General features: G+C 63.0%; 9 protein-coding genes and 1 pseudogene. All 10 read left to right on the top strand.

Translation table 11 applies throughout. The features are described from left to right. The 10 genes and pseudogenes from tssH to tssK all read left to right on the top strand — a co-directional run bounded on the left by tssH (position 1) and on the right by tssK (position 15,552). Positions 1 to 2,724: a type VI secretion system ATPase TssH gene (tssH, locus tag AC5STB_RS21140; protein ID WP_495444834.1), complete on the top strand. Its 2,724-nt coding sequence runs from the start codon at positions 1 to 3 to the stop codon at positions 2,722 to 2,724. A gap of 32 nt (positions 2,725 to 2,756) precedes the next feature. Beyond that, complete coding sequence (locus AC5STB_RS21135; protein ID WP_495444833.1) at positions 2,757 to 3,965, top strand: hypothetical protein; 1,209 nt, start codon at positions 2,757 to 2,759, stop codon at positions 3,963 to 3,965. A 76-nt stretch (positions 3,966 to 4,041) separates the two neighbouring features. Beyond that, positions 4,042 to 4,902, top strand: coding sequence for an ion transporter (locus tag AC5STB_RS21130; RefSeq protein ID WP_495444832.1), 861 nt, complete (start codon positions 4,042 to 4,044; stop codon positions 4,900 to 4,902). Beyond that, positions 4,895 to 5,392: pseudogene (gene tssB, locus AC5STB_RS21125) on the top strand (type VI secretion system contractile sheath small subunit); the annotation flags it as partial. The gene AC5STB_RS21130 and the pseudogene tssB, both read left to right, overlap by 8 nt. Positions 5,393 to 7,666: 2,274 nt before the next feature. Next, the gene (locus AC5STB_RS21120; protein WP_495444863.1) at positions 7,667 to 9,583 is read left to right on the top strand and encodes a type VI secretion system contractile sheath domain-containing protein; all 1,917 of its coding nucleotides are present in this window, start codon (positions 7,667 to 7,669) and stop codon (positions 9,581 to 9,583) included. Positions 9,584 to 9,647: 64 nt separating this feature from the next. Beyond that, entirely contained in the window at positions 9,648 to 11,750 is a 2,103-nt protein-coding gene (locus tag AC5STB_RS21115; protein WP_495444831.1) for a type VI secretion system Vgr family protein, read from the top strand. Positions 11,751 to 11,760: 10 nt separating this feature from the next. Next, positions 11,761 to 12,369: a DUF6931 family protein gene (locus AC5STB_RS21110; RefSeq protein ID WP_495444830.1), complete on the top strand. Its 609-nt coding sequence runs from the start codon at positions 11,761 to 11,763 to the stop codon at positions 12,367 to 12,369. A 17-nt stretch (positions 12,370 to 12,386) separates the two neighbouring features. Next, positions 12,387 to 12,689, top strand: a complete 303-nt coding sequence (locus tag AC5STB_RS21105; RefSeq protein ID WP_495444829.1) for a PAAR domain-containing protein — start codon at positions 12,387 to 12,389, stop codon at positions 12,687 to 12,689. 8 nt (positions 12,690 to 12,697) lie between these two features. Continuing rightward, positions 12,698 to 14,164, top strand: a complete 1,467-nt coding sequence (tagH, locus tag AC5STB_RS21100; protein ID WP_495444828.1) for a type VI secretion system-associated FHA domain protein TagH — start codon at positions 12,698 to 12,700, stop codon at positions 14,162 to 14,164. Between the two features lie 47 nt (positions 14,165 to 14,211). Beyond that, entirely contained in the window at positions 14,212 to 15,552 is a 1,341-nt protein-coding gene (tssK, locus tag AC5STB_RS21095) for a type VI secretion system baseplate subunit TssK (RefSeq protein WP_495444827.1), read from the top strand. Positions 15,553 to 15,556 lie beyond the last annotated feature (4 nt).

Genomic DNA, 15,556 nt, shown 5'->3' with positions numbered 1-15,556 from the left:
ATGACCGAGATCAGCCGCGTGGCGCTGTTTGGCAAATTGAACAAGCTGGGGTACCAGGCCGTCGAAAGCGCAACCGTGTTCTGCAAGATGCGCGGGAACCCCTATGTCGAACTGGTGCATTGGATGCATCAGCTGCTGGCGCAGCAGGACAGCGATATGCACCGGATCATCCAGCATTATGATCTGGATGCGGGCAAGATTGCCACCGAACTCACCCGGGCGCTGGACATGCTGCCGCGCGGGGCCTCGACGATCTCGGACCTGTCGGATCATCTGATGGATGCGATGGAACGCGGCTGGGTCTGGGGCTCGCTGCTCTATTCCTCGGGCCAGGTGCGCAGCGGCCATCTGCTGCTGGGGATGCTGAAGACGCCGGCGCTGCGCAATATCCTGTCGGCCATGTCGCCGGAGCTGGCGAAGATCGGTGCGGATGATCTGGCTGACAATTTCAACGAGGCGACCGACGGCTCGCCCGAGGAAACGCTGGGGGCGCAGGACGGCTCCAACGTGACCGGCGGCGGCGCGGAGCCGGGCGAGACGTCCGGGTCGATGGCGCCGGGTGCGATGGGCAAAGGCGAGGCGCTGGAGCAGTTCTGCACCGACCTGACCGAACAGGCCCGCAATGGCGAGATCGACCCGATCGTGGGCCGGGATGAGGAAATCCGCCAGATTGTCGACATCCTGATGCGCCGTCGGCAGAACAACCCGATCCTGACCGGCGAGGCGGGTGTCGGGAAAACCGCGGTGGTCGAGGGTTTTGCCCTGCGGATTGCGCGCGGCGACGTGCCGCCCAGCCTCAAGGACGTGCGGCTGATGGTGCTGGATGTGGGCCTGCTGCAGGCCGGGGCCAGCATGAAGGGCGAGTTTGAAAACCGCCTGCGTCAGGTTATTGACGAGGTGCAGGCAAGCCCGGTGCCGATTGTGATGTTCGTGGATGAGACCCACACGCTGGTTGGGGCAGGGGGTGCGGCGGGCACCGGCGATGCGGCCAACCTCTTGAAACCGGCACTGGCGCGCGGGACGCTGCGCACCATCGGTGCCACCACCTGGGCCGAGTACAAGAAATACATCGAGAAAGATCCGGCGCTGACCCGCCGCTTCCAGGTGGTGAAGGTTGATGAGCCGGGCATCCAGAAGGCAATCCTGATGATGCGCGGCATCGCGTCGATGCTGGAAAACCACCACCGGGTGCAGGTTCTGGACGAGGGGATCGAAGCCGCCGTCAGCCTGTCGGCGCGCTACATCCCGGCGCGGCAATTGCCGGATAAGTCTGTGAGCCTGCTGGATACTGCTTGTGCCCGTGTCGCCGTCAGCCAGCACGCGGTGCCGGCCGAGGTGGACGACAGCCAGCGCCGGATCGAGGCGCTGACCACAGAGCTGGAGATTATCGGCCGCGATGAGACCGCAGGCTACGAGGTTGCTGACCGGCGCGAGGCGGTGGAGGCCGCCAAGGCTGCTGAGGAGGAGCGGCTGGCCGGTCTGACCGAACGCTGGGACAAGGAAAAGGCGGTGGTCGAAGGCATTCTGGAACTGCGCGCCAAACTCCGGGAGGGGGCCGCGCCCGTGGATGCGCCGGCCGATGCAGGGGACGACGCGGCGGAGGGCGCCGCCGATAGCCCGTTGTCGGATGAAGAACGCGCCAAGCTGATGCAGGAGCTGAAGGACAAGAATGCAGAGCTGGAAGCGCTGCAGGGCGACAGCGCGCTGATCCTGCCGATTGTCGACCATCAGGCCGTCGCCTCGGTGGTGGGCGACTGGACCGGCATTCCGGTGGGCCGCATGGTCAAGGATGAAATCGAGACCATCCTGAACCTGGAAGAGCGGCTGGCCCAGCGGGTGATCGGCCAGGACCATGCGATGAAGATGATCGCCAAGCGCATTCAGACCAGCCGCGCGGGGCTGGACAACCCGAACAAGCCAATCGGGGTGTTCATGCTGGCCGGTACCTCCGGTGTTGGTAAGACCGAAACCGCGCTGGCGCTGGCTGAGGTTCTGTATGGCGGCGAGCAGAATGTCATCACCATCAACATGTCGGAATACCAGGAGGCCCATACCGTCAGCTCGCTGAAAGGCGCGCCGCCGGGCTATGTCGGCTATGGCGAGGGCGGAGTGCTGACCGAGGCGGTGCGGCGCAAGCCCTATTCCGTGGTGCTGCTGGATGAGGTCGAGAAGGCGCACCCGGATGTGCATGAGATCTTCTTTCAGGTGTTCGACAAGGGCGTGATGGAAGACGGCGAAGGCCGCATCATCGATTTCAAGAACACGCTGATCCTGCTGACCTCCAATGTCGGCACCGAGACGATCATGGACCTGTGCTCCGATCCGGAGCTGATGCCGGATCCTGAGGGTATGGCGAAAGCGCTGCGCGATCCGCTGCTCAAGGTGTTCCCGCCGGCCCTGCTGGGGCGTCTGGTGGCGATCCCCTATTACCCGCTCAGCCCGGAGATGATCGGCGAGATTACCAAGCTGCAGCTGGGCCGCATCCAACGCCGAGTGCAGGAGGCGCATGGGGTGCCGTTCGAATATTCGGATGGAGTGGTCGAGGAGATCGTCAACCGCTGCCAGGAGCTGGACTCGGGCGGCCGGATGATCGATGCAATTGTCACCAACACCATGCTGCCGGAAATTTCCAACGAGTTCCTGCGCCGCCTGATGGACGGCGCGGAGGTCGAGAAAGTCGCCATTGATGTAAAGGACGGAGAGTTCACCTACGCGTTTGATTGATTGAATGCAGAAGCAGCCAGGAGGAAAGTGACATGGCCACGCAGTACAAGACGATTTTCCTGGGTTCTGGCGGCGGCGAGAACGTTGCCAGTGCCGACATTGCCAAAATGGCGATGGCAATCGGAAAATACCTCAAGGATAAGGGAATGCAGGCCCAGGGCATCAAACTGCCCGGGCTGAAAAAGGCGCAGGCTCTGGTTGCCAAATGCGCCAAAGTTCAGCAGGTCGCGCAAAACTCTTCCCAGGTGAAGGATCTGGGCTTCACCCCGGAACTGAGCGTGGTTGGCGGCATTGACACGTCTGGCCACCTGTCGGTTTGCATTACCGGAATGCTGCCGCCGCCGAAGGAAGGTAAGCCGCCTGTCAATTTTGACAAGACTGAGGTGATCCGCAAGGATTGGGCCAAGCTCGAGGCGGAACTGGCTGATGAAACCAATGTAGTGGTGAACCTGACGAAAAAGAACCTCTCTATCATTGAAGAGGCGCTGGACAAGCTGGTTGCCAAACATGATGGGGATCTGAAGAAGGTCACCAAGGACAAGGTTTATGCGGCGCTGCTGGCGAAGTTCAAAGGCGGCGACAAAATAATCAACGGGGCTGCCAAGAAGCAGGCTGCAAAGTACAAGACCAAGACCGTGAATACGGACGAGGCTGACTTTGGAGAGCTGACGACCGGAACGGTGGCTCTTTGTGCCCATGGCTCGCGCGAGAAGATCAACGGTATCTGGCTGGGCACCAAGCTGGGCAAGAAATCACCTGACCAGATCGTCGATCTTCTGACCGGGAACAAGGATAAGAAAAAGAACCTGTCGAAGGATTTCAAGGGAACAGTTCTGCTGTCCGGCTGCTTTACCGCGGCAGGCGGCATCGCCCCGCCGGGTGACAAGTACGACTACGATACCTATGCCGGCAAGGTCTGGCGCCTGCTGAAGGCCAAGGGCATCAACTGCAAGGTTGTCGGCCAGCCGGGGACAGCCTCGACCAATGCCGACGGATCCAAGAATTCCGTGATGCCGACTAAGCAGGACGAGAAGGATGCCTATAAGGCCGAGATCAAGGCACTGGAGAAAGAGCTGAAGAAAGTTGAGAAGAAGCTGAAATCCGGTGACAACGCGGCCAAGAAATCGGCGACCAAGAAGGCGCAGACGCTGTACAGCAAGATTAAGGACGCCAAGAACAAGTCGGCCCTGACCTGGATGAAAGACTTGCAAGTCAACTACGGGCTGGACCCGTTGCGCTAAGGCCGGCGGCCGTGGCGGCTGGAGTTGGTCCGGGCGCTTCTGCGGTGCCCGGCAGAATTGAAAGACCAGGTGGAGAATGACCGTGGACAGCAGCGCGCAGACCGCAGATACGCTTCGGGACCGGGCCCGCGAATTTGTCGAGCGCCGGTGGGTGACCAATACCATTCTGGGCATCATCATCTTTAACGCCATCACGCTGGGCCTTGGCACCTCTGCCGCGGTGCGGGCGCATGCGGGCGGGCTGCTGGATGTGATCGATACTGCGGTTCTGGCGATCTTTGTGCTGGAGCTGGCGTTGAAGCTGTTTGCCTACGGGATGCGGTTCTTCTCCTCTGCCTGGAATATCTTCGATCTTGTCGTGGTCTCTTTCGGCCTGTTCCCGGACAGCCAGGGACTGTCGGCGCTGCGCGGTTTGCGGGTGGTGCGCGCCCTGCGCCTGCTGTCCGTTATTCCGCAAATGCGCGCTGTGGTGCAGGCGCTGCTGGATGCGCTGCCGGGCATGGGCGCGGTGATCGTGATGATCTCCATCGTATTCTATGTTTTCGGCGTGATGGCGACGATGATGTACGGCGCCGCCTTTGACGAATGGTTCGGCACGTTGGGCCGGTCGCTCTATTCGCTGTTCCAGATCATGACGCTGGAAAGCTGGTCGATGGGCATCGTGCGCCCGGTGATGGAAGAGTTTCCGCTGGCCTGGTCGTTCTTTGTGCCGTTCATCGTGATCACCGCGTTTTCGGTGCTGAACCTGTTCATCGGTCTTCTGGTCAACACCATGCAATCGGCGGTGGAGGCTGATGCCGAGGCGGAGTTTGAAAAGCTGCGGGACCTGGTCAAATCGGAAACGGATGTGGTCGACGCGCATGTGAAAGAGCTGCATGAGGAGATCAGGGCGCTCCGGATGGAGATTGCCGAGCTGAAAGGGCAGGGCAATGGCTGACAGCTCGCAGAAGTTCATTGCCAGGAACCGGGCACCCAGGGTGCAGATCGAATACGACGTGGAGCTGTATGGCGCCGAGAAGAAGGTGCAGCTGCCCTTTGTCATGGGGGTGATGAGCGATCTGGCCGGCAAGTCCAGGGTCGAACAGCCCGCAGTGGCGGACCGCAAATTCCTGGAAATCGACGTCGACAACTTTGATGAGCGGATGAAGGGGTTGGCGCCGCGCGCGGCCTTCTCTGTGCCCAACACGCTGACCGGCGAGGGCAATCTGGCGGTGGACCTGACGTTTGAGAGCATGGCGGACTTCTCGCCCGGTGCAATTGCCGCCAGGGTTGATGCGCTGCGTCCGCTGCTGGAGGCGCGCACCCAGCTGCAGAATCTGATGGCCTATATGGATGGCAAGACCGGTGCCGAGACGCTGATCGAGACGATCCTGAACGACCCGTCGCTGCTGGCTGCGGTATCGGCCCCGGCTGCGGATGCGGAGAGCGCGGCGGCACTGGATTCGTTGCGCGATCTGGAGCTGCCGGAGGAGGAGCAGGACACCACGGGCGATGTGCTGGCCGGTCTCGCTGCGCAGGCACCGGCGGATGCAGCGCCTGAAGATGCCGCCGGCGGGGTGCTGGGCGCGCTGCGCGAGGCCGCGCCGGAAGCTGACGAACCGGAGGACACCTCCGCGGATGTACTGGCCGGTTTGAGCGCAGCGGCGCCTGAGGATACAGGCCAGCCGGATGAGGCCGCAGATGCTTTGGCGTCGCTGGCGGCGTCTGAGGTTCCGGAGGCTGTTGAGGAAGATGCCTCTGCCGCTGTGCTGGAGGGGCTGGCCCAGGCCGACCTGCCGGAAGAAGCCGGGGCCGGGGATGCTGCTGGCAGCGTTCTGGATGATCTGCGGGCGGCCGAGCCTGAGGAGGCGGACACAGGCGACGAGTCCAAGGATGTGCTGGCAGGCCTGAGCGCCGCCGCGCCGGAGCAGGAAGATCAGGGCGATGAAACCGGGGACGCGCTGGCCTCTTTGGCAGGCGCTGAGGTTCCGGAAGCGGAAGAGGCCGATCAGACGGGTTCCGTTCTGGAAGGGCTGGCGCAGGCGGAAATCCTTGAGGAGGAGGACGACACCTCCGGCGATGTGCTTGCCGGGCTGGCAGCGCAGGAGACCGAGGAAACCACTGAGGAGGATCACTCCGGCGTGCTGGATGCGCTGGCGGATCTGGATGTGCCGGAGGCCGCTGATACAACCGCTGACGATGCGCTGGAGAGCCTGGCGTCTATTGAGATTGGCGATGACGCGGAAGAAGACCATTCCGGCGTCTTGGACGCGCTTGCGGATACCGCGGTGGAGGCAGCAGCGGACACCGCTGCGGAAGACGCGCTCGAAAGCCTGGCGGCTCAGGAGGTTGAAGACGCGGCGGAAGAGGACACTGCCGGCGCGGCCTTGGAGAGCCTGGCGGCCTTGGATGTGCCGGAGGCGGCGGCAGAAGAGGATCCTTCTTCGGTTCTGGATGAGCTGGCCTCGGTTGAGGTCGAAGATGAGGCAGAGGACGCCGCGGGCGCGGCGCTGGAAAGCCTCGCCGCCGCTGAGGTGGAGGAGCCGGACGCTGCGGATCATTCGGACATTCTGGAGGGGCTGGCGGAACTGGAGCCGGAAGCGGCGGAAGACGAAGACGGCTCTGGCGCGGCATTGGAAAGCCTTGCAGAGGCAGCCGTTCCGGAGGCCGAGGAAGAAGAGGACCTGGACGATGTGCTGGGCGGCCTGCTGGAGGATGCGCCCGAAGCGGATGAGGTGGCGGGCGAAGACCTGAGCGCCGTTCTGGACAGCCTGGATGCGCCCGAAGAGACCGAAGCGGCGGATGCCGCTGCGGATGTGCTGGCCGGGCTGGCGGATGATCTGCCGGAGGAGGAACCGGAGGGGGGCACGGATCTGGACGATATTCTTGGCAGCCTCGATGAACCGGAAGAGGATGCTGGCGAAGAGGATCTGAGCGCTGCGCTTGATACGCTGGAGGCTCCTGAGGAAACGGAGGCCGGGGACAGCGGGCTGGATGATCTGCTGGCGGACCTTGGCAGCGATGAACCGGAAGCGAGCGTGGCAGACGAGGCCGCTGATGTGCTGGAAAGCCTTGCCGCTGATGCCGGCGGTGCGGAGCCGGAGGAGGTTTCAGATCCGGACCTCGATTCGCTTTTGGCGGATGCGGATGACGCAGAGGGGGCCGGGGAGGACGACGATCTCGACAGCCTGCTCGGGGATCTGGCGGAAGATGACGGGGCTGCGGACGAACTGGATGCGCTTTTGGGGGACGCCGCGGACGAACCAGCTGCAGGGGCTGATGAAGACGAGAGCGGTTTGGACGATCTGCTTGGCGATCTGGATGCCGCGGAGGATGAAGACGGGGACAGTTTCAGCCTGGATGCGCTGCTGGCTGGAGATGAAGATTCCGAAGATGACGGCGGCGATGATCTGGACGCCTTGCTTGGCGGTTTGGATGACGACGCCGGCGCGGAGACTGAGGATGCGGCGGAGGAAGATCTGGACGCGCTGCTGGGCGGGCTGGACGGCGGGGATGCCGAGGACGATGCCGACCTGGACGACCTGCTGGGCGATCTGGGGGCTGATGAGGATGAGGACGGCGATCTGGACGGTCTGCTGGCCGGCCTAGGGGATGAAGCGGAAGCCGAAGAGGCCACGGATGCGGAGAGTGCCGAGGACGATCTGGATGCGCTGCTGGGCGGATTAGAGGATTCCGGTGACCTGACAGAAGATGACGGGGACATGGATCTGGACGATTTGCTTGGCGATCTTGGCGGTGAAGATGAGGACGCCGCGGAGGACGGCGGTGATGATCTGGATGCGCTTCTGGGGGATCTGGACGAAGGCAGCGAGGTGCCGGAGGCTGCCGCGGCGGAGGCTTCGGACGAGCCGGAGTTTGCCTATGGCACCATGGGCGCGGAACGGCCTGAGGCGCAGAAGCTGGAGCGCAAGCGGTTCCGGCTGGCCATATTGGGCGATTTCTCTGGCAGGGCTGCCAAGGGGCAGTTGGAGACCGGCGACACCTTGGCTGCGCGCAAGGCGATCCTCTTGGACCCGGATACGGTCGAGGATGTGATCGAAAGCTTCGCCACCGAGCTGGTGCTGCCGATCGGAAAGGACGGGGCCGGGATTGCGGTCAAGCTGGAGGACTTGGACGGGCTGCATCCGGATGAACTGTTTGAAAACGTCGAGCTGTTTTCCGAGCTGGTAGCCTTGCGCAAACAGCTGCAGAGCGGCGCGACGGCGGATCATGCTGCAAACACGCTGAAGGCTTGGGCAGAGAAACACGGCACCAAGGCGCGGGCGCCGAAGCGGACATCGGCAGGGAACGCGGTGCCTGCGGACAAGCGGCTGAGCGCCTTTCAGCAGCTGATCAAGGACACCGGAATAACGCCGCGCGCCGCGTCGCCGGTGGAGGAGCTGCTGGCGCGGGTGGTTGGCCCGCATATCCGGGCGCTGCCGGACCCGGACGTCACGGCAATGCAGAAGGCGGTGGACGAAGCGCTGTCTGATGCCATGCGGCTGGTGCTGCATCACCCTGAGTTTCAGTCGGTTGAGGCGCAGTGGCGGTCGCTGGATCTGATGGCGCGCTCGATTGAGGCGGACGATACGCTGGATGTCATGCTCTATGACATCTCAGCGGAGGAGCTGGCGGCGGATCTGGCGGCTGAGGACGATCTGTCCAAGACCGGCCTGGTGCGGCTGCTGACGGAGGAGCCGCTGGACGAAGAAAACGGGCGCGGCGGCTATTCGGCGCTGATCGGAATGTACCAGTTCGAGGAAACACCGCCCCATGCGGAGCTGTTGGGGCGGATAGCCCGGGTGGCGGCACATGTGGACGCGCCTTTCTTTGCGGCGGTGTCGCCGGAGTTTCTGAAAACGCCCAAGGCGGAACGGCCTAAGCTGGTGGCAGAGGCCTGGGACACCCTGCAGGGCATGGCCGAGGCCGGGCATCTGGGGCTGGTCAGCCCGCGCTTTCTGCTGCGCCGCCCTTATGGAGCGAAAACCGAGCCCTGCTATGAGTTCGATTTTGAGGAGTTCACCGAAGCGGAAGGCCTGAGCGGCATGCTTTGGGCCAATCCGGTGGTGCTGGTGGCGATCCTGCTGGCGCGGTCGTTCAAGGAGAACGGGCCGTCGCTGCAGCTGGGCAAGATTATGTCTCTGGGCGGGATGCCCTATCATTATGTGAACGATAAGTTCGGCGACCAAGTGGCGCTGCCCTGCACCGAGCGGAACGTTGATTTGGACAAGATCGCGCTAGCGCAGGAGCGCGGCTTTATGGCGGTGAGCGCGGTCAAGGGGCGGGACGAGGTGCGGCTGACCTCCTTCAACTCGCTGAAGGGCAATGAGATCCTGGGGCCCTGGACCGGATTGCCGGCGCCGGAGCCGTCGCCGCCGGATCCGCGCGGGCTGCCGAAGCCCAAGCCGCCTGCGGATGGCGGAGATGACGATGATCTGGATCTGGACTTGGATTCGGACGGAGATGATGAGGACGATCTCGGCCTGGATGATCTGGATTTCGGAGATGATGACGGGGATGATGACGGCCTCGGGGATCTGGACGATTTGTTGTCGTCGTTTGGGGATGACAGTGATGACGATGACGGGGATGACGACGAAATGGATGCGGACCTCGCCGCGCTTTTGGATGATTTGTGATGCGAATGTTTGAGAACACAGCCGGCAATTTCCGGCCCCGTTCCCTTCGCGGAAAGGAGGAGTCATGGTTGTAAGCAAGGGCCATGAGAGCGACCTCGCCTGGATGTCGGGATCCTATTCCACCGACGGGCTGATGATGAGCCGGGCGATTGTGCGCGAGGGGCTGAGCAAGCTCACCGAAACCACGATCGAGTTTGCCGCAACCAAGGCGCAGCCCAAGCTGGAAGACCTGGTCGGCAAGCAGATGAACGTGCATGTGATGCGCCAGCAGACGGAACATCAGTTCAACGGCATGTGCGTCTCAGTCGAGCATCTGGGGTTCCGCAACGGGTACGAGATGTATGTGGCCGAAGTGCGTCCCTGGTTCTGGATGCTGACCCGGACATGCGACCTGCGGGTGTTTCAGGAAAAGACCACGGTCGACATCATCAAAGACCTGTTCAATGAGTACGGCTTCAGCGATTTCACCGACAAGCTGAGTGAAAGCTATGAGCAGCGGGAATACTGCCTGCAATACCGCGAGAGCGATTACAATTTCCTGTGCCGCCTGATGGAGGAGGAAGGGATCTACTTCTACTTCGACAGTTCCAGCAGCCCCGAGAAGCTGGTTCTGTGTGATGGTGTCAGCGGCCACAGTCCGATTGCGGGCGGTGCGGATGTTGAATTTCATGCCCGTGATGACAGCGACCGGCGGCGCGAGGAGCATATCTCCGAGTGGACCAAGGATGAGCGGATCACCCGTGGCAAGGTCACATTGAATGATTTCGATTTCCTGACGCCGACTGCCGACCTCAAGGCAACCTCGGCGATTGCGAAGGGAAAGCATTCCTACAAGGACTATGAGGTCTACGATTACCAGGGCCACTACCGGAAGAACTCCGGCCTCGGCACCAAGCTGTCGCGGGTGCGGATGGAGGCCGAAGCGATCAAGCATATCCGCTGGCGCGGCGCCTCCAGCGTGCCGACCCTGGCCACCGGCTGCACCTTCACCATGAAGGAGCACCCGGTGAAAGAGAACAACAAAGAATATCTGGTGATCGATGCGGAGCATCACATCAAGGTCGCCTGGGACTATGGCGAGCGTGAGAACCAGCGAAAGAGGGCTGACACCGCCAAAGGCGCGATGCGCCGCGATCTGAAGCCGAAGAACATGGATGTGCCGGAGGAGATGGAGCATGACGTTTACGCTTCGACCTTCAGTGCGATCCTGAAGTCCGACCAGTTCCGTGCGCCGCTGGTGACCCCTTGGCCTGAGGTGCAGGGGCTGCAGACCGCCACCGTGGTCGGCCAGAGCGGCGAAGAAATCTGGACCGATGAGCACGGGCGCATCAAGATCCAGTTCCATTGGGACCGGGAAGGCAAGAGAAACGAAACGTCGTCCTGCTTTGTGCGGGTGATGACACCCTGGTCCGGCAAGAATTGGGGCATGGTGGCGATCCCGCGCATGGGCCAGGAGGTTGTGATTCAGTTTGAAGACGGCAATCCGGACCGGCCGATCTGCACCGGCATGCTTTACAATGCCGAAACCATGCCGCCCTATACCTACCCCGACGATCAGACCCAGCTGGGGATCAAGACGAATTCCTCAAAAGGCGGGGGCGGCTATAACGAGCTGATGTTCGACGACAAGAAAGACAGCGAACTGATGCGGGTGCAGGCCGAAAAGGATCACCAGATGCTGGTCAAGGACCGCTCAACGGTGACGGTGGGCATGGATGCACCTGACCCTGAGGTGACTTCGGCGGATGAAAAGAGCTATGTGTTCACGGTCCAGCAGCACATGACGGAAACCGTTCATGAAGGCGACAGAACCGAGGTGGTGGAGACCGGCGACAAGTCGGAGAATATCCAGACCGGAAACATGACGCTGGATGTGGATACCGGCAACCTGACCGAAACTATTGCCAAGGGGGACCATACGGAAACGGTCTCTCTGGGCAATCTGACTGTGGATGTGACCGCGGGCAAGATCGCCATGAGCGCCGGCCAGGAGATCAAGCTGACCGTGGGGGCTTCCTCGGTCAAGATCGACAACTCGGGTGTCACCATCAAGGGGCCGATGATCAAGATTGAGGGCACCGGGATGGTAGAAGCCAAGGCCCCCATGACCACCGTGAAGGGCGACGCGATGCTGACCCTGAAGGGCGGCCTCACGATGATCAATTAGGCGGGTGCAGATGTCGGCAAGATTTGAAAAGCTGGTGAAAATGCCCGCCGACCCGGTGGCCAAGCTGCTGTCACGGGCAAATGTCATCCTGAAAACCCCGCTGGAGGCGCCGCCGACGGCGCTGGCGGGCGCTGTGCTGGAGGAGCTGGAGCGCAAGGGGGCGCTGGTCGATCTCTTGCGCACGCTGGCGGTGCTGCTGCCCCCGCGTGAGCGGGTGTGGTGGGCCTGCCTGGCGGCGCGCGATTACATCGGGCCGCGATCCGACAAGGATCCGGCCTCGCTGACCGCGTCCGAGGCCTGGGTATTTGAGCCCAGCGAGGAGAACCGTGACAAGGCGCGGATCACCCTGGACCATGCCTATGTGGATGATGACACTGTGAATTGCGCGCTGGCGGTGCTTTATGCCGCGGGCACGCTGGGACCCGGAGAATTGAATCAGTATCCTGCCCCGGCAGGGGCCTCTGAGGCGGCCGCCTTTGCCATGAATATGGTGGCCTTGGGTCAATTGTCTGATAAGTTTGAAGAACACGGCGGCGTTCTGGTGGAGCGCGCGCTGGATATTGCGCGCGGCGGCAAGGGGCAGGTGATCGAAGTCCCCCAGCACGCGGTGCAGGGCTGACAAGGAGGAAGTAACAGATGGGAATGCCACAGGCCCGGATGACGGATCTGCATGCCTGCATGCTGCCCTCCACGCCGCCGCCGCCGGTGCTGCCGGTGCCAACGCCGATCCTGCCGCCCTGCGCGGTGACTGTGCTGGTGGGCAATCTGCCCGCCGCGCGGCTGGGCGACATGTGCACTGCCGCGCCGTCGCCGCACCCGATCATCAAGGGGTCGGCCACCGTGCTGATCAACAACATGCCGGCCGCGCGGATCTTGGACAACACCGCGTGCGGCGGCATGGTCGTCAAAGGGGAATTCACTGTGCTGGTGGGAGGATAGGCCCAGGCATGGGAGTGACACTGAAATTCCAAAGCTCGGGCGCGATGCCGGGCGATGCGGCCCCTGTCCCGATGCGGGGGCCGAGCCTCACCGTGGGGCGCGGGGCCAGCTGCGATCTGGTGCTGCCGGACCCGGACCAGATGCTGTCGCGCAACCACTGTGTGATCGAGGACCACAACGGCAATGTGGTGGTGGTCGATCTCAGTTCCAACGGTACCTTTCTGAACTATTCCAAGATCCCGCTGGGCCGCACCCCGACGCCGCTGAACAATGGCGATGTGCTGTGTGTCGGCAACTATGAGCTGGTGGTGGAAATCCGCGATGACCTGGCGGATGTGGGCGGCATGATTGCGGCGCCTGCGGCGCAAGGGCCTGCCTCGCATGGCAATGCCGCCAACGCGCCCGATCCGCTGCAATTGCTTGAGGATGCCGGGCCGGGCGGCGATTTTCTGGATGACCTGCTGGGGGAAGGGCCAAAGGGGCCTGCGCAGTTCAACCCGGTGGACCCGATTGATGAGCTGCTGCCGCCGCTGGGCGAGGACGAGGATCCGTTCTTCCAGAAGGCCAGCGACGGGCGCGAGGGTGAGGGGGCCAGCCTTCCCAACCACAATCCAACCGCTTCGGACGGGTTTGCTGCACCTGCGTCCCAGTCGAATTTGATTCCCGATGATTGGGATGATGACTTCCTGTCTGGGATAGGCGAGCCGGAGGTGCCTGCGCCCCAGCCTGATCCGCAGCCTGCCACGCCGCCGCGTGAGTTGCCGGAGCCGCCAAGCGAGGTGCCGCCCGTAGCACCGCCGCAAGAGGCCCCGCCTGCGCCGCCGCAGGAAATTCCGCCGCAGCACGATACCGGCGAGAAGACCGCAATGCCGCCGGCCGCGCCCTCGCAGATGGCACAGGAGGCTGTGGCTGCATTCCTTGATGGCGCCGGCGCAGAGGTCAGCATCGATCCGGCGGATCACGCCAGCACCATGGCGCGGATGGGCCGGGTGATGAAGACGCTGGTCACGGGCTTGCGCGAGATCCTGATGACGCGGACGTCGATCAAATCCGAGTTCCGGATTGAGCAAACGATGATTTCGGCCGGCGGCAACAACCCGTTGAAATTCTCGATCACCCCGGAACAGGCGGTGGAGGCTATGGTGCGCCCGGCCACCCGGGGCTATCTGTCGCCGGAGACCGCCGCCGAGGAGGCGCTGCGGGATATCAAGGCGCATGAGGTGGCGATGGTCACCGGCATGGAGGCGGCGCTGAAAGGCGTGCTGTCGCGGCTCGATCCCAAGGCGCTGGAAGCGCAGATTGAGGACAAGGGCGGCTTCACCGGCCTCTTGCGCGGCAAGAAGGCGCGGTATTGGGACGTATACGAACAGCTTTATGCGGAGATTTCCGATCAGGCTGAGAATGATTTTCACGACCTGTTCAGCCGCGAATTTGCGCGGGCCTACAAGGATCAGCTGGACAGGCTGAAGGAATGATCGGCACCGCGCCCCGGGCGCGTGCCCGCAAGTGAGAGGAGAGCCCGGTGTCCTGGGACAGTAAGGTACTTTGGACGGAGGGGCTGTTTCTGCAGCCGCACCATTTCCAGCAGTCCGACCGTTACAACGAAGCGCTGGTCAGCGGCCTGGCGCGGCGGCTCAGCCCCTATGCCTGGGGTGTGAACGGGCTGGAAATTGACCATGAGGCACTGAAAATCGGTCAGTTTGCGGTCAAGTCCTGCGAGGGGCTGACCCATGATGGCACTGTGTTCCGGGTGCCGATGGCCGACCCGCATCCGCCCGCGATGGAAGTGCCGGCCACCGTCAAGGACTGCATCGTCTATTTGACCGTGCCGCAGCGCCGCCAGGGCGCCACCGAGGTCGACCTGAGCGGCGCCGAACGCTCTGCCAGCCGCCTGCGCCCGGATGCGGTGGAGGTCACCGACGTGACCTCCACCGAGCGCAAGCCGGTGCAGCTGGACGTCGGCAAAATGCGCCTGCAGTTCGCGCTGGAGGTGGATGATCTGGCCGATCTGCTGGCGATCCCGGTCGCGCGCATCATCGAGGTGCGCCCGGACAAGGAGATCGTGTTGGACCAAGCCTTTATCCCGTCCTGTCTGGATGTGCGGGCGGCACCGGCGCTCAGCGGTTTCCTGCGCGAGCTGGAAGGGCTTCTGGCACACCGGATGGAAGCGCTGGCGGGCCGCCTGTCCGAAGCGGGCGGTGCCCGCGGGGTGGCGGATGTGTCCGACTTCATGCTGCTGGCGGTGGTGAACCGGCTGCTGCCGCAGGTGCGCCATCTGCGCAATATCGAGAACCTGCACCCCGAACGGCTGTTCACCGCCTGCGCCGGGCTGGCGGGGGAACTGTCGGTGTTCATGTCGACCGAAAAGCAGGCGCCGGAGTTTCCGCCCTATACCCATGACAACCTGATGGCCTGTTTTGCGCCGGTGATCCGGGTGCTGCGGCAGTATCTGAGCTCGGTGCTGGAGCAGACCGCGATCCCGATCAAGCTGGAGGCGCGCAAATACGGCATATCGGTCGGGGTCATCGCCGACCGCAAGCTCTTGGGCAACGCAGGGTTTGTGCTGGCGGTCAGCGCCGACATCCCGGCCGAGGACGTGCGCAAGCATTTCTCGGGCCAGGCCAAGATCGGCCCGGTGGAGGAAATCCGCCAGCTGGTGAACTCGGCCCTGCCGGGGATCACCCTGCGCCCCTTGCCGGTGGCGCCGCGGCAGATCCCCTATCATTCCGGCGTGGTCTATTTCGAGATGGATGCGGACAGCCCTTATTGGCGCAAGATGACCACTTCGGGCGGTATCGCGGTGCATGTGTCGGGTCAGTATCCGGGGCTCAAGATGGAGCTTTGGGCGATCCGTAATGCATAAGGGA

This window comes from Leisingera sp. CC-HEC093 (genome assembly GCF_059429195.1).
Note: the sequence above shows the minus strand (reverse complement) of the source record. Positions and strands in the feature narration are given on the sequence as shown.